Origin of the sequence: Pseudomonas sp. FSL R10-0056 (assembly GCF_009600105.1) — a bacterium.
Lineage (GTDB): Bacteria > Pseudomonadota > Gammaproteobacteria > Pseudomonadales > Pseudomonadaceae > Aquipseudomonas > Aquipseudomonas bubulae.
The window spans coordinates 108591-125267 of sequence record NZ_WIWL01000182.1; the positions used below are offsets into that span (position 1 = coordinate 108591).

General features: G+C 58.3%; 18 protein-coding genes. 8 read left to right on the forward strand and 10 right to left on the reverse strand.

Features of this window, described 5'->3' with window-relative positions; all coding sequences use genetic code 11:
• Nucleotides 1–186: 186 nt before the first annotated feature.
• From GHO42_RS14075 to hrpT, 8 genes are all read left to right on the forward strand, one after another.
• The gene (locus GHO42_RS14075) at nucleotides 187–414 is read left to right on the forward strand and encodes a hypothetical protein (protein ID WP_095019655.1); all 228 of its coding nucleotides are present in this window, start codon (nucleotides 187–189) and stop codon (nucleotides 412–414) included.
• Nucleotides 415–511: 97 nt separating this feature from the next.
• Nucleotides 512–880 (forward strand): EscI/YscI/HrpB family type III secretion system inner rod protein, encoded by a 369-nt coding sequence (locus GHO42_RS14080; protein ID WP_095003181.1) that lies wholly within the window; start codon nucleotides 512–514, stop codon nucleotides 878–880.
• An 8-nt stretch (nucleotides 881–888) separates the two neighbouring features.
• Nucleotides 889–1644, forward strand: coding sequence for a type III secretion system inner membrane ring lipoprotein SctJ (gene sctJ, locus GHO42_RS14085; RefSeq protein ID WP_153326351.1), 756 nt, complete (start codon nucleotides 889–891; stop codon nucleotides 1642–1644).
• Nucleotides 1641–2186 carry a type III secretion protein gene (locus GHO42_RS14090; RefSeq protein ID WP_095021243.1) on the forward strand — a complete coding sequence of 182 codons (546 nt, stop codon included), beginning with the start codon at nucleotides 1641–1643 and terminating at the stop codon, nucleotides 2184–2186. The genes sctJ and GHO42_RS14090 overlap by 4 nt, the downstream gene beginning before the upstream one ends.
• A complete protein-coding gene (gene sctL / locus GHO42_RS14095) occupies nucleotides 2164–2778 on the forward strand; it encodes a type III secretion system stator protein SctL (protein WP_095021224.1) in 615 nt (204 codons plus the stop codon). The genes GHO42_RS14090 and sctL overlap by 23 nt, the downstream gene beginning before the upstream one ends.
• A 21-nt stretch (nucleotides 2779–2799) precedes the next feature.
• On the forward strand, nucleotides 2800–3018 hold the full coding sequence (locus GHO42_RS14100) for a type III secretion protein HrpF (RefSeq protein ID WP_095019658.1): 219 nt from the start codon (nucleotides 2800–2802) through the stop codon (nucleotides 3016–3018).
• 35 nt (nucleotides 3019–3053) lie between these two features.
• A complete protein-coding gene (gene sctC, locus GHO42_RS14105; protein WP_256670529.1) occupies nucleotides 3054–5039 on the forward strand; it encodes a type III secretion system outer membrane ring subunit SctC in 1986 nt (661 codons plus the stop codon).
• Nucleotides 5036–5239 carry an HrpT family type III secretion system protein gene (gene hrpT, locus GHO42_RS14110; RefSeq protein ID WP_095031450.1) on the forward strand — a complete coding sequence of 68 codons (204 nt, stop codon included), beginning with the start codon at nucleotides 5036–5038 and terminating at the stop codon, nucleotides 5237–5239. The genes sctC and hrpT overlap by 4 nt, the downstream gene beginning before the upstream one ends.
• A 132-nt stretch (nucleotides 5240–5371) precedes the next feature.
• Here the strand turns inward: hrpT and GHO42_RS14115 are convergent, their stop codons facing one another.
• The 10 genes from GHO42_RS14115 to GHO42_RS14160 form a co-directional block, all read right to left on the reverse strand.
• Entirely contained in the window at nucleotides 5372–9694 is a 4323-nt protein-coding gene (locus tag GHO42_RS14115; protein ID WP_256670528.1) for an AvrE-family type 3 secretion system effector, read from the reverse strand.
• Between the two features lie 68 nt (nucleotides 9695–9762).
• Nucleotides 9763–10860: a type III secretion system export apparatus subunit SctU gene (gene sctU / locus GHO42_RS14120; protein ID WP_095019661.1), complete on the reverse strand. Its 1098-nt coding sequence runs from the start codon at nucleotides 10858–10860 to the stop codon at nucleotides 9763–9765.
• The gene (gene sctT, locus GHO42_RS14125; protein ID WP_153326349.1) at nucleotides 10857–11654 is read right to left on the reverse strand and encodes a type III secretion system export apparatus subunit SctT; all 798 of its coding nucleotides are present in this window, start codon (nucleotides 11652–11654) and stop codon (nucleotides 10857–10859) included. Before sctT ends, sctU begins: the two co-directional genes overlap by 4 nt.
• 12 nt (nucleotides 11655–11666) lie before the next feature.
• On the reverse strand, nucleotides 11667–11927 hold the full coding sequence (sctS, locus tag GHO42_RS14130; RefSeq protein WP_095003190.1) for a type III secretion system export apparatus subunit SctS: 261 nt from the start codon (nucleotides 11925–11927) through the stop codon (nucleotides 11667–11669).
• A gap of 7 nt (nucleotides 11928–11934) precedes the next feature.
• Nucleotides 11935–12588 carry a type III secretion system export apparatus subunit SctR gene (gene sctR / locus GHO42_RS14135; protein ID WP_153326347.1) on the reverse strand — a complete coding sequence of 218 codons (654 nt, stop codon included), beginning with the start codon at nucleotides 12586–12588 and terminating at the stop codon, nucleotides 11935–11937.
• On the reverse strand, nucleotides 12585–13574 hold the full coding sequence (locus tag GHO42_RS14140) for a FliM/FliN family flagellar motor switch protein (RefSeq protein WP_153326345.1): 990 nt from the start codon (nucleotides 13572–13574) through the stop codon (nucleotides 12585–12587). Before GHO42_RS14140 ends, sctR begins: the two co-directional genes overlap by 4 nt.
• Nucleotides 13574–13960: a type III secretion system HrpP C-terminal domain-containing protein gene (locus tag GHO42_RS14145; protein WP_178114920.1), complete on the reverse strand. Its 387-nt coding sequence runs from the start codon at nucleotides 13958–13960 to the stop codon at nucleotides 13574–13576. The genes GHO42_RS14140 and GHO42_RS14145 overlap by 1 nt, the downstream gene beginning before the upstream one ends.
• The gene (locus tag GHO42_RS14150) at nucleotides 13939–14385 is read right to left on the reverse strand and encodes a YscO family type III secretion system apparatus protein (RefSeq protein WP_095019664.1); all 447 of its coding nucleotides are present in this window, start codon (nucleotides 14383–14385) and stop codon (nucleotides 13939–13941) included. Before GHO42_RS14150 ends, GHO42_RS14145 begins: the two co-directional genes overlap by 22 nt.
• Nucleotides 14372–15730, reverse strand: a complete 1359-nt coding sequence (locus GHO42_RS14155; protein ID WP_178126932.1) for a FliI/YscN family ATPase — start codon at nucleotides 15728–15730, stop codon at nucleotides 14372–14374. Before GHO42_RS14155 ends, GHO42_RS14150 begins: the two co-directional genes overlap by 14 nt.
• Nucleotides 15727–16644 carry an FHA domain-containing protein gene (locus tag GHO42_RS14160; protein WP_254925221.1) on the reverse strand — a complete coding sequence of 306 codons (918 nt, stop codon included), beginning with the start codon at nucleotides 16642–16644 and terminating at the stop codon, nucleotides 15727–15729. Before GHO42_RS14160 ends, GHO42_RS14155 begins: the two co-directional genes overlap by 4 nt.
• Between the last annotated feature and the right edge of the window lie 33 nt (nucleotides 16645–16677).

Here is a 16677-nt window from a genome sequence, read left to right on the forward strand (position 1 = left end):
TTCACTTGTAATGCCCTTTGCGAGCCAGGTCCTCAACGCGCTTGGCGGATTTGGAAACACAAGAATGCCCCCTGCAAACCCGGCAAATACTCACACCAAAAATATCGATCACTCTCAAACGAACATATATATAAATAATAAAATTTCGTTCTGACCTTCCTGTAAAAAACCAAGAGGATACAGACCATGATTGGAGCAATAATTGGATTGATTGCAGGAATGTCGCGCGCTGCTGGCGACGACCCCCTCCAAGCGCAAAAGAATTTTGCGCGCGAACAAGAATGGAAAGCCGCCGCGGCCGCCATGCACAAAACGGGAGTTGACACGAGAAACGGCATAGCCGCCGGAGTAATGGACTCAAGTAGCAAGTCAATGAATGCAATCTTTGCAGGTGCCAAGGCCATCTCGTACTGATTTTATTCATACCGCCCCATCTCGAATGGGGCATCCGGCCAATCGGGGCGTGCAGCCACACAAGCATGCAACTACAACTCACAGCTTGAGGTTTCAAATGAAAACCCACTTTCCTTCGAAGCTCCCCCAGGCCGTCTTGAGTGCCTCTGAACTACCCTCGAACACCCCCGAACTGGCCGATATCCATTGGTTCAACGCCTCTTTGCTTGCCACGGCAACTAAAGCAACCAATACCGAGATATCCGATAAATTGACCAGCCACCCACTCAAACAGCGCTCTGCACTTTTAGCGGGTCTGTCGAGTACCGCCGCAAGGGCCCTGCAAAAAGCCAGTACCAGCACCGACCCCCTCGACATGCTCAAATCCACCCGGGCCCTGTCGGCGCTCCACCTTGAGACCGTGCTGAGCGCCAAGATGATCAGCAAGACGTCACAAGCCATCGAAAAACTCACCAATCTGTCTTAGGTAACCGCATGGCAGCGCGCCTGATCAAGAGCGTGTGTTTCCTGCTCGTGCTGGCCGTCACCGGTTGTGGTGAAAGCGTGGTGCTTCACAGCCAGCTCTCCGAACAGGAGGCCAATGCAGTCATTGCAGAACTGGCAGACAAACAGGTCCACGCTCAAAAAGTCCCCGATAAAAATGGCATTTCCATTCGTGTCAGAACAGAAGCTATCAGCCGGGCGATTAACTCGCTGTCGGCGGCTGGCCTGCCCAGAACAAAGCGCTCCACACTGGGTGATATTTTTCGCAAGGAAGGTGTCATTTCTACGCCACTTGAGGAGCGCGCCCGTTACATCTATGCGCTGTCACAAGAGCTTGAAGCCACACTGTCGAGCATTGACGGGGTGATAGTCGCGCGCGTGCATGTGGTACTGCCCGAGCGTGTGGCGCCAGGTGAGGCCGTGCAGCCCGCATCCGCTTCGGTGTTTATCAAACACGATGCCAGACTGGACCCCGACGGCATCCAGTCGCGGGTACGGCGGATGGTTGCCAGCAGCATTCCGGGCATGGCAATGACAATCGACAACCCGCACAAAATAACCACGGTTTTTGTTCTTGCCGCCGCGTTTCAGGACAACCAGCAACTGCTGTTCTTCGGACCTTTTCTGGTGCCGCAGCAAGACCTGGGGTTCTGGAAAAGCCTGTTCGCTGCACTGGTGACAGGGTGCCTGCTGGCAATCATTACGCCAGTTGTATGGTTAAAGCTGCGCAAAAAGGGCTCTGCATGAATGACATTGATGCCTGGGTACAGTGGTGGGCCTTGCCATGGCGCTACGCTCATCCGCACTGGCAGATCCTTGACGCATCGCCCGCCTTGCTGCGCAACCAGCATGCAGGCGCCAGCAAGAGCTTGGGTATCGCCCCCTGCCTGCCCTGTGCGCCCACAACCAGCCTGATGCAGCTGGCACTGGCGCAACCGGCGCACTATGACGCGTTGCTGCAAAGGGTCGAGCGTATCTGCCGCACTACACCTTCTGCTGCACGGGATGACACGCAGCGTTTGTGGTGCCAGCGCCTTGCCAGGGCTTTGCACACGCAGGACTGGCTCGAGCCCGCCGACGATCCCTTGCAACTGCTCAGAGCATGGCTCGAACCACCGGTCTGGCAGAGGTTGCGACTGCGCTTTGCCCCTGCACGGATCGAAACGCTGGAGCAAAAACCGGTGCCGGCCATTTCACCGGCCAAACTCCGAACGCTCTGGCAAACAGTGTTGTGGCACACACGACCCCGCGACGAGGGGCACAACCATGCTGACACGCCGCACGATTGAGCTGCAGCCAGGCGCAACCGGGCTGCCCCAGGTACTGATCAGCAGCCAGAACCTGATCGATTGCGGCCTGGCCAATGAGGTGCTGGCCCAGGCACGTGCCCAGGCAGACGAACTGCTGAGCAACGCTGAAAACGCTGCCGAAACGCTGCTGCAAAAGGCCCACAGCGAATTCTGGCAACAGGCCAATGCCCATCTGGCGCGTTGGCAACAGGAACATGGCGCCTTGTGCCAAGCGATTGAAACCAGCGCCTCGCAAGTGGTCAATCAGGCTCTGGAGCGATTGCTCGGTGAGGTGCCGCCACAGATGCGAATCAATGCCTTGCTGGCGCAACTGCTGCCAGCCCAATGCCCGCCATTGAATGCAACCCTGCGCTGCCACCCGCAGATGCTTGCACCTGTACGGCAGTGGCTAAGCACCCGCCCGGATACCGCATGGCAACTGCAAGCAGATGAACGCCTCGACCCCTTCGCTCTGGTGCTGGTCACTGCGCAACACGACCTGCGCATTGACTGGGCCACAACGCTCAAGGCGCTGCTGATCCCCATGACCACTGATGGAACTGATCCGGCAGGAGCTACCACTGAGTGGTGAGTATTGACTGATGGAGGTTCTATGGCTTCGTTCGAAAGCATTCAGCGTCGCATTGACACCCGCTTTATCCAGGCCCAAAAAAAACTGGAGGAGATCGCCCTGAACAATCAAGCAAGCCCCGAAGACATGCAGCGCTTCCTCGACGCTTCACAAAAAATGGCCATTGCCAGTTTCTCGATCAACGAGCAAACCCGATTCAAGCACAGCCTGACCAAAAGCATTATTGATGCCGTGCAGTGATGCTCAGGTTCAAGCACTCCTTGCAACGGACCCTGTTGCCAGCTCTTTTTTTGCTAGCCAACGGGGCGATGGCCGCCGTTCCACAGGAGTGGCAAAAAACGCCTTATGCCCATGAAGCCAATAACCTGTCAGTGCCTGATTTTCTAGGGGCCTTTGCCCATACCGTGGGCCTGCAACTACAGATTGATGGCGCGCTTCAAGGCGTCGTAAACGGCAAGCTACGCGCCGACACGCTCACCGGTTTAATGGAGCGGCTTGCACTGGAACACCGTTTCCAGTGGTTTGTGCATAACAACACGCTCTACATCAGTTCGCTTGACCAGCAGACCACGAGCCGCCTTGAAGTTGCGGACGATACCATTGCCGATCTGAAGCAGGCCCTGACCCGGATAGGCCTGCTGGATGAGCGTTTCGGCTGGGGCGAGTTGCCGGATATCGGCGTGGTACTGGTGTCCGGGCCCAAACGCTATATCGAGCAGATCAGGCAGTTCAGTCGCAAACGGGCAGAACCCGCCAATAAACAGGATGTGCTGACTTTCACACTGCAGTTCGCCAATGCGGCAGACCGGCAGATCGATTATCGGGGCGAAAAACTGAGTGTGCCCGGTATCGCCAGCTTGTTGCGCGGGTTGCTCGATACCAAGTCATCGAGCCCGTTCGCTGCTCCCTCCCCCGGCCCCTCGCCAGTATCCGGCACGGCCTCCCCCATGCCTTATTCAAGCAATCCACCACTGCCCGCGCTCACCGCCGATTTGAAATCATCAGGCCTGAACGCCATCCGCGTGGAGGCCGATGTACGTAACAACAGCGTGTTGATCTACGACGCCAGCGAACGCGGGACGCTCTATCAGGCACTGATCGCCAAGCTCGATGTCCCGCGCAAACTCGTGGAAATAGACGCCGTGATTCTCGATATCAACCGCACCCAACTCAACGAACTGGGGACGAAATGGGGCTTTCAGAGCGGCCGTTTCGGGATGGCTACTGGGTTGTCTGGCACTTCCCCGACAACCGTGTCCATGATCCAGGCTGACCGTTTTGCAGCCGAGATCAAGGCGCTTGAAGCCCGCGGGCTGGCAACGGTGGTATCCAACCCCTCGATCATGACCCTGGAAAACCAGCCCGCTGTTATCGATTTCAATCGCACGCAATATATCCAGGCCGTCGGTGAGGGCGTGGCCAACATCATGCCGGTCACCACCGGCACCAGTTTCCAGGTCATACCCCGGGTAATCGAAGCCAGTGGCGCCAATCAGATTCACCTGATCATCGATATCGAAGACGGCACCTTTGCCGACAACACAGGGCAGCATTCCACACCGGATGTTCGCAAAGGCAACATCAGTACCCAGGCAGTGATCCACGAAAAACAATCCCTGGTCATCGGCGGTTTTCATGTCGCTGAAGAGGTCGACAGCCGCAATCAAGTCCCTGTATTGGGAAATATCCCATGGCTGGGCAAGCTGCTGTTTTCGTCCACGCAGAACACTAAAAATCGCCGTGAGCGGCTGTTTATCCTGACACCCCGCCTGATTGGCGACCAGACCAACCCTGCCCGCTACCTGCCACAATCGGATCAGGCGCAACTGGAGGCAGCGCTGACCCCATTGAGACGGCGTGATGCGAAGCAGCCAGTGATTCAGCGCTCCGATATTACCCGGGTGTTCCGTCAACTGGTCACGGGCCACGTGCCTGGCCGGTTCACAGCGATGCCGATGCCGACCCGGACGGGCAGCCTGTGCAAAGCGTTCACGTCTCTGAAGGTCGATACCGAGCGTCATCAGTGGTACGAAAGTGAGGACTACAACGTGGCCGTACTGGTATTGCACAACCAGAGCCAGAGCCGGGTGCGCGTCGATGAACGTGATTGCAGCACTGCCGGCACCCTGGCGGTGAGTATCTGGCCGACTCCGTGGCTGGCGCCCGGCGAACGTGCGGAGGTGTTTATCGCGACACGAGCACCCGACCCCGACGAACAATCAAGCGTGTCTCGGCCATCATTGCTGGAGGCCACGCCATGACTCGGCTGATCGCAGTTGCCATGGCGGCGGCCCTGGCTGGACTGTTGCAAGGCTGCACCTCGGATTGCCGTGCAGACCTGTGCGCGCGCCCGGCCTCCAGCGCCAGGACGCTGGTGATCTGGTGGCCACCACACATGCGTACAGAAACAGGCTCGTATGCTGAACGTTCAGACCATCACGTTGTGCCTCTGGAACCCTAGATCAACCGTGCAACGACCCATTGCCCCGGTGATCTGAAGACATTCAAACCCATGCATCCAATCCTGCGCAGAGTCTTAGCCCCCACCCCCATGTACCGGCCTGTCTGATTATCAGCCAGGCCGGTATTGTCGTTACATCAAAGGGCTGCGGCCATGCCGGATCTTTTGGTCAAGCTGCTCGGGATTCAGCTCCCGAATACGAGCCGAGGGCAACGTATCCTTGAACTCAACGCGCAAGGGAGTGTTCTGATCCATACCGTATTTCAACTCAATGTTGAGGAGTTTGCAGGAATTGCTCAAGGCTGCCCTGCTGGAGTAGGCCACAAGAGGAATGGGGGTCTTCATAGCGTCGGTTCTAGTTGCCGTATAGCTTACAGCCAAGGTTTTAATCCGCAGGTTGTCCGGGTTTTCCAGGGCCTTTTGCACATCATTTATGGCGTTAGGCCCATCCCCTATCTGATTGTCAATCATGCGCAGCACCTTCGGCTTGACCTCCAGCCTGATCACTACCGAGGTGCCCTGGCTGCTTTCCAGGTCGTTGATGATCCGCTCGAATTGTGGCTGCTGGGCAAACAGCCGGAGAATTGCCGCCTTGTTAGCAGGCGCAGCGTCATTCAGCCACTCATGGTCAGGGCCACCTTTTACCCCCACATAGGAAACCGTTCTTTCAACTGATTTGAGTGCTCGCCGACCTTGTGCGGCCAGCGCCTCCTGGTGAAGGCAGGTTTGCAGCTGTTCATTGAGGGCATGGTGCTCTTCAGAACGGGTAGCGGGTGACGGTAGCTGAATGAATAGACGATGCAGATGTTGCAGTTGCTCCACCAGTGGGCCCTGTGCTGCAAACGAGGTCAGGTGTTGCTTGAGTGGCGCAGAATGCCGGGACAAGGCATCGCGTAATCCATTGACTTGCGCCTGATCGATCACAGCAGGCTGCTTGAAGGTAAAACGCATGCTGCGGGCAACACTGCGATCAAACCCCAGGGTGAACGAAGAATCACTCGTGATATACGGCACCCACGTAGGTCCATCGGCACCGAGCTGAGTCCACAAGGCGCCATTGGCCGGCGCCATACCTAAAGAGGCACTGCCTCTGGCTAACCATTGGGTATTCACGCTTTGGGCCCGGGTTATTTCATCCTGCCCCAAGACGACAGCGCTGCGTTGATCAACATGAAACAGTTGAAGCCCCCCCCCCGCATTCACCATAGTACGTACCAAGCCACCAGGTGTATTCGAGGTTTCCGGCATCAACATGTGAAAGCGGGGCTGCACATGAGCGGAAACACTCAAGTCCAAAGCATTTTTCGAGCTCGTGCCGCTCTTGTGATTGCTGCCAAGATCCAGCAAGTCGAAAACGTTCCCTTTCTCCCCGGTGAGGATGGCCATCATTGCGGGAAAATCTGCCTCCCTGATATCAAAGCTGACGCTTTGCTCGTTTTCATGCGTCAACGCCAATGTAGTCTCAGCCCCTACCCTGAGCCGGCCTTCGAGTGGCACCTCGGAGGGAAGCAACATGTTACCGACGCCTACAGAACCAGTGACGGTATGGCCAGTGCCCATATTGATGTCAACGCTGACCCCCTGATCGGTTCGAGTCAGCGTTATACCGTTGGTTTTGTCTCTTGAAACACCCCCTATGATTTCAAGCAACGGGACTGGAAGTAAGAACAGGGATGCCGATAAGGTTTTGCTCCGGCTCGATGCAACTGACTGGCCGCTTTCAGACTTTTGAATGCATTGCAGCAGAGCCTGCTTGACCGTCTCTTGTGGATTGAGCCCCAAGGTAGTGGTTATATGAAAATTGAGCGCTGATCCCGGGGTACCCAAGTCCCTGGCCAACAACTTGAAGTTGTTATAGAGCGTTTCTGCCTGCTTCAATCCATTGATGTTCTGCGATGTTTTCTTGTGTACCGGGCTGCTTTGATAGTCCTCTATCGCACTCTCCAGGCGGGCTGTTATTTCGGCCTGATCAGGCGCTTTACCCTCCAGCCGGTCGACCAGTTTGACCAGCCTGAAAAGTGTGCGGGCGTGCTGAATCAAATCGCTCTCGATCAGCCCGGTCGAATTGCTCAAATCACGTTTCAGGCCAGCGTCGTGCAACGACAAACAAACACCCTGTTTTTCGTAACTGCGCAGCAAGGCCGCTGTGATATCAGACTTTGAAGAGCCCATATTCTCGAAGGACTGGCGAATTCGGGACAGGTTGCTCGCTGAGCCTTCAGTGGGTTTGCCACTCGTTGTGGGCAGATAATCCGGGATCACACGGGCTCCCTTGATGTCGCCCAATCGCCTGGCCAATTGCACGCTGTACTCTTCTACCTGACTCATAAAACGCTTGAGTTTTGTGGCCAGGGCCTGGGTTGGCTTGCCCTCGCCCAGGCGGTCAAGGCGACTTGAAATATCCATCGTACGGGGTGTCACGCTCGCCAGCGTACGCAATAGCCCCTGCAGTTCCCGCACATCCGCGTAGAGGTCTGCCAGCCCGCGTCGCCCTTTAACATCATGCTGGATACCAAGGCCGATATTCTTGATCCCCTGAACAGGATGAAAATGGGCTAAAGCACTTTTAATAACCCCACGATCAACCGACAGGGCTTCAGTCTTGTGGCCAAAACAATCGGAGGTCACGGCCCAGGAGGTGCCGTTGTCCTGACTCTTCAACTCAGCGTTGCCCAACACCGTACCCAGTGATCTCGCGGGGGTGTTTGAGTGTGCCGTTAAAGGTTTCCATTGCGGGTCACCATCCGCTGAAACAATCAACTGCCGATAGTGTTCACCCCATCTTTTTTGTTGCGCATTGTTTTCACCCCAGCTGACGATCAATTGCTGACCTGCTCCCATACGCAACGACTTGACCGGCGCATTGTCCGGCACCGGCACGGGAGTCCAGGTGAGCGCTGAGGTGCAAGGGGTTTGCCAGTGAGCCTTGTCGAGCTTGAGCAGTTCGCCGGCGCCGGTCTGTGCATACAGATCTCCCTGACGGTCAAGTGCCAGCGCCACAAGCTCTTTAGGCCGGGTAAAGGTCAAGACCCTGGCCTTTCCGTTGACGTGGGCAATCAGCTTGTTTTCAGCATCAAGCGTTACAAATTGCCTGGCGTTATCGATAGCAAAACCGGTGATCTTTCGCTCGTTATTCTCAACCATGGCGCCACCAAGGTTGATATGGGCATGAGCATCATTAACAAGTGTCAGGTCATAACTGGCACCGCTGTACGCAGCATCCCGCGTTTTATGGATTGCCAGCGCTTTCAGCTCTGCACCTTGCAATACATAAGCGCGACCATCCAGGCCACGCTCCAGTCGCTCCACATTGTGGTGAGCGCTTTTATCCCATTGCTGTGAGCGCTCGTTCCAGCACAGCAATGTGTTGCCCTCAAGCGCAACCTTGCCCCGCGGCCCAAGGTCCACACTACCGGCGAGTGTCTGCAGCCCTGGCTCGGGCAAACCTGTGTCGTTCACTCTGAGGATCACATCACTGAGGTTCCAGCCCGATGCCTGATCAGGGCCATGGCTCAAAGGGGTGCTGTGTAACTGGCGGCGGGAGTCGAGGACAAGGGCGTTGAGCCGGCCTTGATCATCATGCATAAAGCCCTTGATGCTGACTGCGCCCTGATGCAGCTGCTCAAGATTATCGAGTGGTTCAGGGCGCATGACCAATTGCCCGTCTTCGGCATTGCGCAGGTTCGCGCACAAAAACTCACCCTGAGGTGTCGAGGCGTACAGCACATCACCCCCCAGCCCCAGATGCGCCAGTTGCACCGGTTTACCCGACTCGTTGACGGGAACAAGACAAAGAGCAGCATCGGCTGTGTCGCGGCTGATTTTTAGCGTGAAACCCTCAAGGCTCGCCTGCGTTTTACCATCAATGCTCATGTCTGCGACCCCCTGCGGCACTTTCATCAGTTGCCCTTGAGCACTCAAGCCAATACGGCTGTATCGGGCCTCGTCCTTGTCGGGCAACCAACGAAGCGTCTGTGCTTCTAACCGGTACAGGCGTTGCTCGACCACACGAAACTGGCCGCCTTCGGCGGTTGTTTGCACACCGCTTATCTGCCCCAGATGGGCACGCCCGGGATTGATCGGGGGCGACGGGTAAAAACTCAGGGGAAGACTGCTTTTAAGTACTGCAGCGGCCGCAGGGGTGGACTGGATATGAAATACATTAAATTTGTCGTCCCTGATTCGCAGGTTCCGGGCAGGGCCTGCGTAAGTGGCATCTTGCTTGAACGGCCTGGACAACTGATTCAGTTGGGCGGCAATGTCCTGGCCCACATACGAGCCTTGGGTCACGACTTTTCCTTCAACCAGGCTGGCGCTGAATGCCAGAGAGGGCTGCTGATAATGACGAAAACCGGTCATTTGCACCGATTCGGTGGGGCCAGAAGTGTTCGGGGAGGCTGTGCCGCGCATTTCTGACGGCGCTGGCTTTGCGGGTTCAAAAAAATTGACGTCCATGACTGCTCAACTCTGACTGGCTGATGAAGAGTGAGTGACCATGTAATAGCGCCCGGTTCCTGCCCCGATCAGCGTTGCTCAAGTTCCGCCAACTCGATGACTTCACGGCGCTCGTCATCATCCAGTTCTCGCAGAGTGCGGTAGACCAGCGCAACCGCCTGCAGGGTCTCGCGGCTGATGCAATGCCCGGTCTCGATGCCATACAGCGTGCGAGCCAGCCACACACACTGAATCACCGGAACATCTGCTGCCCGTGCCCTGTCGATCATTCGCCGTGCCCGGGCATCAGCCCCCTTGGCAATCACGGTCGGCAAAGGCGTCTGTGGCGGCCGGTAGTACAGCGCCACGGCAAAATGCGTAGGGTTGATCAGCAGCATGTCGGCCTCTTCCAACGGCGGAGTCGGGGCCACAGGCTCTTCATGGGCCAGCTCCTGGGCCAGTGCCCGACGCAGCATCTTGGTATGTGGGTCACCTTCCATGCCCTTGTACTCCTTGACCACTTCGACATGGGTCATGCGCATGCGCCGGGCAAAAAAATACCGCTGCAACGCCAGGTCAACCACTGCTAGCACCAGCAGCAGGCCAAGGCACACATGCAGCAAATGCCGGAACAAGGCGATCAGCGCGACGATATAGCCCGGCAAGTCAGCGTTGACCAACCCGACCAACGCCCCCAGGGAAGGCCCGATCACTCGGTAAAGCACCGCACAGATCAGCAGTGCCTTGATCAGGCCGGTGAGCAGGGTCAACAGTGACTGGGCCGAAAACATCTGCCGGGCCTGATTGACCGGGTTGAGCCGGTTGAAGTCCGGGATCAGGACTTCAGGGGCAAACAGAAAGCCGAATTGCAGCCAGCTGCTGATTAATTTCATCAAGACTGCAACGCCGGTCATCAGTAAGGCGAAGTCAAAAAACAGGTAACCCGCCTCGACGAACACGGCCTGCAGCGAATGACCAAAGGGTTGCCCGACCAGTGAAACGGGCAGCATCAGCAATTGGCCAAAACGCTGCAGGCTGTTCTGAGCCGTGATCAAGGCGACCTCACTGATAACCGCCAGCGTCAGCAGTTTGGCGATGTCCTGACTTTGCGCAACCTGGCCTTTTTTGCGCTGGTCCTGCAGTTTTTTCTGGCTGGCGTCATATTTCTTCTCACCCGAATCGCTCATGACTCACCTACTTTGAAGAGCTGGCCCAGTGCGTGCCCAAGATCCCCCAGCAGACTCATCCGTCCCACGATCAGCTCCTCCAGTTGTGGCAGGTAGAGCAGCAGAAAGCCCAGCCCGGCCAGGCTTTTGGCCGGCATCGACAGCACAAATACCTGCAACTGCGGGCTGTAGAGGCTCAACAGGGCAACAGCGAATTCGATCAACAACAACAGCGCAATAAAGGGCGCGGCGTAGAGCACCAGATGCGTGAAGGTATCGCCGAGCAAAGAAAGAAACACGGCAAAACCATCCGCAGCAATGGTCGGTAACCAGAGCGTGGGGGGCCAGATCAGGTAGCTGTCCCAGATCACCCGGGTCAAGCTGCCCAGCCCGAGGGTGACCATCAGCAAAAAAATGCTCAGTTGCTTGAACAGGTGCCCGACAGGTGTGGCATCCGCCCCCAGCGAAGGGTTGAGCTGCCCGCCGATCAGGGCACCACGCTGGTTATCGAGCAAAGCCCCTACCGACTCGAACAGCCAGAACGGCATGGACAGCAGCATGCCCAGCAAAAAGCCCAGCATGGCCTCTTTGAGCATCAGACCGCCGAGCGCCAGCAGGGTGTAATTCACGCCCGACAAGGCGTGATAAATACCCGGGGCAGGTATCAGGGCCAGCGCAAAAACGATGACATGCCGGGGCATGCCGCGCACATGTTCGAAGCAGAATGCCGGGATCAGAAAAAAACAGGGATACAGGCGCGCCATCGCAATGGCGAGGCTGGGCAGGTATTCGAGAAACGCAATCTGTGGGGCCATCGGGTGTTCCCTCTAAAGCGCCGAGCGGGCGACCATGTCAAAGGTGAGGTTGATCAATTGAATCAGCTCAACCCCGATCCAGCGCCCCGTCAGCGCCAACGTGACGCCCACTGCAACCAGTTTGATGCCGAAGGGCAGCGTCTGGTCCTGTACCTGCATCAGCGCCTGCACCAGCGAGGTCAGCACACCCACCGCTACAGCCACGATCAGCGGTGGCGCAGACAGCACCACCACCAGCAGCATGCCCTGCTTGAACAGCAAAATCGGCTCCATGGACGCCTCACAGATAGGACAGGAACAGACTGTCGAGCAGACGTGTCCAACCCGAAACCAGCACAAACAGCAACAGCTTGAGCGGCAATGAAAGGGTCATGGGCGAGACCATCTGCATGCCCAGCGCCAACAACAGGTTCGAGACGATCAGGTCGATCACGATAAAGGGGATGTAAATCAGAAAACCGATTTCAAACCCTGCCTGTAGCTGCGACAGCACAAATGCCGGTACCAGCAGGATAAGGTCGTCACGCTTGACCTCTTGCACCAGTTGCGCAGGCCATAGACGCGCAGTGTTATCCAGCAGATGGGTCAGCACATCGGGAGCAGTGTTGCGTGCCATAAAGGCCCGCAAGGGCTTTACCGCCTCCTCCCCGCTCTCCTGCAAGGCTTGCACACTGCTCATATCCAGCGGCGTCTGCTTGAGGGCCTGGGCGGTTTCATACCCCACCGGTGCCATGACAAACATCGTTGCAGCCAGGGCAACTCCATAAAGGGCCATGCTCGGCGGCACCTGCTGCACACCAATGGCGTTGCGGGTAATCATCAACACAATGCAGATTTTCAGGAAGGCGGTGCACACCATCAGCAGCATGGGCATCAGTGACAGGCCGCCGAGAAACAGCGCCAGCAGAAAGGGATCGATCCCTTGAACTGTCATTGCGAAAAACTGATGCGCGACAGTTGCAGGCCAAGGCGCCCCTCAACCTCCACCAACTGCCCGTGACCGATCGGCCGGTCGCCGTAATACAACCCGGCCATGCCCGTGTCATAGCCCTCGATGTTCAACACCATACCGGGGGCCAACTGGCGCAGCTCACCCAGGCTCAACTTGAGTGCGCCACAGCGCACGCTCAGCTCTACCTGCAAGGTTTCAAACGGCTCATTACCTTTATGCCGTTCAACGTCCGTACCCGCAAACATCACCTCTTCCACAGCCGACTCCTCGAGAGCACACACGGTCAGGCAGCGACGCCCGCCTTCATCATCAATTTGCGATGTGATCCGCCACCGCCCAATCCTCAACTGCCCCACGCCATCACCGCTGAACAACAGGCGCTCCGGCACCAGCACGTCGCCTGGTCGTACCCTGCGCAACTGCTCAACCGTCAACGGCAGATAGCCAAGCACCACGGGCACAGGCACGGCAAAGCAATCGGGCAACGGCGCCTTGACTGCCTGCCATTGCCCCGCCTCGCAAAGCGCCAACAGGCTGTGGGCCGCCAGCATCAATCGGCCGATACTTCGCGATGGGCCCAGCACTACACTGAGGCAGCACTCGAATGCGCCCACCTGCCTGTCGGCAAGGGGCCGCAGATAGCCAAAAAGCGCCCTCAACTGCGCACTCATGCGCTGCTCAAAGTGCGCCCAAAACCATGACTGGGGATCGTTGCCGGTCTCGGCCAGCACCACCGGGCACTCGCCAAACAGGCTAAGCAAGGGCCCTGCATCACTGAGCGTAAAGACCCCGCAGCGGCTCTCGAACGAGACACACGCACCGCCCTCTGGCGCCCGCCCCGGTTCCAGCAAAAGCTCACCGGGCTCGCCTGCGACCTGAAATGAATAGCGCAGGCCACGACCCAACCGCCAACAGGCCTGGACCGTGGTTGCGTCCAGCCGTGGCAAGGTGATCGGCGCTACCGTCATCACTGGCACTCCTGCAGTAACCGGATCCTGACGACCTGCCCCAAGGCACGGGCCAGACGCCGTTGACAGGGTTGCTGCTGACGGGCGAGCCATTGTCGGGTGGCGGATTGCTGCGCCTTTAAAATGATCAGCCAGCCATGATGTTCATAACGGGCGCTGACACTGACCCGCCCGCGATGTGCCAGATGCAGCACAAATTGCACTGGCCATGGCCCTGCCCCCGTTGCACGGGGCATCAGTGCCTCGGACAACACCTGTGCCAAGCCCCTATCCGCGCCTGCCAGGCTGTCTGCAAACAGTTTGCAGTCGGCTGCGCGCGCCGGGGCGGCAGGCTGATACCGGGCCAATGGCAACGGCACCGGGTTTACTCCTGATGACTCGGCCATCCCGCCTCCTCTGCCAGCAACATCGACAATTCCAGAAGTTTTTCGACCTTTCTCTGGCATTCACCCGCGTACTGGCGGGCACTCTCGACATGGATCGCAACCACGCGCTGCTGCTCGAGCAGCGCTTGCAAGGCACTTGCCTGCTGCGCTGTTTGAGCCGCCCACTGGCGCTGTGACTCGTCCCAGCCCGACAGGGTCCTGGGCGACACCACCTGCCCCTGGTACCGGCCGGTCAGTTCGGCTTGCTGCCGGTTTTCGTTTTGCCTGGCCTGCTCAACCGCCGAACGGGCCTGCTCAATGTTCAGGCCAAGGGCTCGCAGCTCCATACGTTTGATGTGCAACAAACGCTCAGCCCGATCGGCCCGATGTTGGCGCAGGCGCCGCAAGGGCTCGGTGGCAGGCGGGCGGTTTTCAGAAGGGCACATGGGCAGTCAACTCGCTCAAGTGCTCCAGGGTTTCCTGAAACGTTGCAGGCTCGCGCAAGTCCTGACGCAAAAAGGCCTCCACACGCTGGCGGCTCTCGACGGCCAGGTCGGTCAGGGCATCGTTGCCCGCCTGGTACTCACCCAGCCTGAGCAGCAGTTCGATCTGCTGATGCGCGCTCAGCAATCGCCTGAACGCGGCCATGTTTTGCATATGTTCTGGCGCAGCCACATTGCTCAGGATCCGTGACAGGCTGCCCAGCACATCTATCGCCGGATAGTGACCGCGCTCTGCCAGTTTGCGGGACAACACAATGTGCCCGTCCAGCAAGGATCGAACCTCATCGGCTACCGGATCGCCCATGGAGTCCTGCTCGATGAGTACGGTATAGATCGCGGTGATAGACCCCTCGCGAGTCAGGCCTGCGCGCTCTACCAGACGTGGCAACAGGCTGTAAACCGAGGGCGGCAACCCGCCTCTGCCCAAGGGTTCGCCAGCGGCCAGACCGATTTCCCGCTGAGCGCGGGCAAAGCGCGTCAATGAGTCGATCAACAATAAAACCCGCCGGCCTTTGCGTCGGAAACCTTCGGCCAGAGCAGTTGCGGTAAAGGCTGCCCGCGCACGCTCCATGCTTGTGCGATCAGAGGTTGCGCACACCAGCACGGCTTTGCCCCGCAGCCCCTCATCCAGCTCATGGTCAAGAAACTCACGCAGCTCGCGACCGCGCTCGCCAACCAGGCCAAACACGATCACATCGCACTCGACGTTGCGGGCGATTTCGGCCAGCAGTGTGGTCTTGCCACAACCGGCACCGGCAAACAGGCCGACCCGCTGGCCCTCACCCAGGGTCAACAACCCGTCGATGGCCCGTACCCCTGTTGGCAAAGCGCGACCGATGCGCGGCCTCTGAGTGGCCAAGGGGGCTCCGCATACAACTGCATTGGCCTCCTCACAAGGCCGCCAGGCAAAGCCCCCCCCGTCGCCCCCGGCAAGCGGTCGGCCAAACCCGTCGAGCACTTGCCCCAGCAGATCATTGCCGACGCGAACCTGATGCACAGCCCCCAAGCGTTCAACGGCCGCCCCTGCGCATATTCCTTCGAGGCTCGCCAAAGCACTGAGGGTGGCGTCTTGCTGATCGCAGCCGATGACCTCTGCCAGTATCCATGCGTTGCTCCCTGCCTGAACCCGGCACAGCTCGCCAATGCGGGCCTGGGGCAGGCAGCATTGCAGCAGCATGCCATTGATCCGCAGGAGCCGACCGCTCAGGGTCACCGGTGAAAAACCCGCCAGGTGCGTGAACTGGCGTTGCCGCCAGCGCTCAAGGCGCTCAGCAATCGTGCCGTTCACCAGCTCACCTCATAGCGCTGCGCGCCTTCAAACAGTACTCGGCGGTTGTCGATCGCAGTCAGGCGCACACCCTGCGCTTCGTCACCAAAAAACAGCCTACGCCCGTCGGCCAATACAACATGGGCCTTTTGGCCACCGATTATCTGGACGATCCTGAAGGGCAGTACCGTGCTGATTTCCTGGACCTGATTAATGATCGCAACCGGCGTTTCAAACTGCGCCTCGAAGCGATCGAGCATCCGCGAGACCAGTGCCAGCGAGTCTTTGCCGACATCACCGTCCAGGATGATTTGCTCATCAACCATCTGCAGCCGGATGGCGTTGTCCAGATCACGCTCGATCAACATCTTGAGTAATTGCTGATGGACCTGATACGTTGTTGCAAGCTGACGCCTGTCACTGACAGCCAATGGCTTCGGAGAAAGTGCCTGTGCCGTGTTTGAAGGCTGACAGACTTGTGCCGCCAATATCAGCACCGACACGCTCAGGGCCAGCGCCAGCCACTTGCCAGGGCGGCGCGCAGGCACCATGCCCGAGCGCGCGGCGGCCGTTTCGCTCTGCACCCTGGTTACTTCTGCCAGCTCATCCACCCAGGCACTTTGCGTATTGGCGATGCACAAGCGTATCCCGCCAATGGCGAACGCCTTACCCGCAGCCAGATCGGCAATCTGTGCCCGGGCAGTGCCGGTTTCATCCTGCAAGAGACCTTCCTGCGCCTGCACTGTCCAGCGCCCGTCCACACAGTGCAACCGGGCATGCCTGGCTTCAACGCCAGGGTCGTACAACTCCAGGTCGGCATCTTGATGGGCACCGATGCTCCAGCATTCACCGAACAAAGGCAGTGCAGCCCCCTCATGCAAACCGCTCAGCACTCGCAACTCGAACAGCAGGCCAGGCTGCTGCGAATCGAACACCACGGTTGCGCCATCAGGTAAGCCATGCCCCGG

Excerpts from the sequence above, each read along its gene's own strand:
- GHO42_RS14075 (WP_095019655.1), top strand. The coding sequence starts at position 187 with ATGATTGGAGCAATAATTGGATTGATTGCAGGAATGTCGCGCGCTGCT.
- GHO42_RS14080 (WP_095003181.1), top strand. The coding sequence starts at position 512 with ATGAAAACCCACTTTCCTTCGAAGCTCCCCCAGGCCGTCTTGAGTGCC.
- sctJ (WP_153326351.1), top strand. The coding sequence starts at position 889 with ATGGCAGCGCGCCTGATCAAGAGCGTGTGTTTCCTGCTCGTGCTGGCC.
- GHO42_RS14090 (WP_095021243.1), top strand. The coding sequence starts at position 1,641 with ATGAATGACATTGATGCCTGGGTACAGTGGTGGGCCTTGCCATGGCGC.
- sctL (WP_095021224.1), top strand. The coding sequence starts at position 2,164 with ATGCTGACACGCCGCACGATTGAGCTGCAGCCAGGCGCAACCGGGCTG.
- GHO42_RS14100 (WP_095019658.1), top strand. The coding sequence starts at position 2,800 with ATGGCTTCGTTCGAAAGCATTCAGCGTCGCATTGACACCCGCTTTATC.
- hrpT (WP_095031450.1), top strand. The coding sequence starts at position 5,036 with ATGACTCGGCTGATCGCAGTTGCCATGGCGGCGGCCCTGGCTGGACTG.
- GHO42_RS14115 (WP_256670528.1), bottom strand. The coding sequence starts at position 9,694 with ATGGACGTCAATTTTTTTGAACCCGCAAAGCCAGCGCCGTCAGAAATG.
- sctU (WP_095019661.1), bottom strand. The coding sequence starts at position 10,860 with ATGAGCGATTCGGGTGAGAAGAAATATGACGCCAGCCAGAAAAAACTG.
- sctT (WP_153326349.1), bottom strand. The coding sequence starts at position 11,654 with ATGGCCCCACAGATTGCGTTTCTCGAATACCTGCCCAGCCTCGCCATT.
- sctS (WP_095003190.1), bottom strand. The coding sequence starts at position 11,927 with ATGGAGCCGATTTTGCTGTTCAAGCAGGGCATGCTGCTGGTGGTGGTG.
- sctR (WP_153326347.1), bottom strand. The coding sequence starts at position 12,588 with ATGACAGTTCAAGGGATCGATCCCTTTCTGCTGGCGCTGTTTCTCGGC.
- GHO42_RS14140 (WP_153326345.1), bottom strand. The coding sequence starts at position 13,574 with ATGACGGTAGCGCCGATCACCTTGCCACGGCTGGACGCAACCACGGTC.
- GHO42_RS14145 (WP_178114920.1), bottom strand. The coding sequence starts at position 13,960 with ATGGCCGAGTCATCAGGAGTAAACCCGGTGCCGTTGCCATTGGCCCGG.
- GHO42_RS14150 (WP_095019664.1), bottom strand. The coding sequence starts at position 14,385 with ATGTGCCCTTCTGAAAACCGCCCGCCTGCCACCGAGCCCTTGCGGCGC.